Origin of the sequence: Ammoniphilus sp. CFH 90114, from assembly GCF_004123195.1 — a bacterium.
Classification (GTDB): Bacteria; Bacillota; Bacilli; order Aneurinibacillales; family RAOX-1; genus YIM-78166.
Window position 1 is genome coordinate 1 of the sequence record NZ_SDLI01000064.1, and the last position, 422, is coordinate 422.

Annotated in this window: 1 rRNA gene; it reads right to left on the reverse strand. The window is 51.7% G+C overall.

The features are described 5' to 3' along the window. Positions 1-422 (reverse strand): 23S ribosomal RNA (locus EIZ39_RS26215); the annotation flags it as partial.

Below are 422 nucleotides of genomic sequence, written 5' to 3' on the forward strand. Positions count from 1 at the left end.
TTCCCTCACGGTACTGGTTCACTATCGGTCAGTCAGGAGTATTTAGCCTTGGAGGATGGTCCCCCCATATTCAGACAGGATACCACGTGTCCCGCCCTACTCATCGAGCTCACAATATGTGCATTTTTGTGTACGGGGCTGTCACCCTGTATCGCGCGCCTTTCCAGACGCTTCCACTAACACACACACTGATTCAGGCTCTGGGCTCCTCCCCGTTCGCTCGCCGCTACTGGGGGAATCTCGGTTGATTTCTTTTCCTCGGGGTACTTAGATGTTTCAGTTCCCCCGGTTCGCCTCATTAACCTATGGATTCAGTTAATGATAGTGTGTCGAAACACACTGGGTTTCCCCATTCGGAAATCGCCGGTTATAACGGTTCATATCACCTCACCGACGCTTATCGCAGATTAGCACGTCCTTCA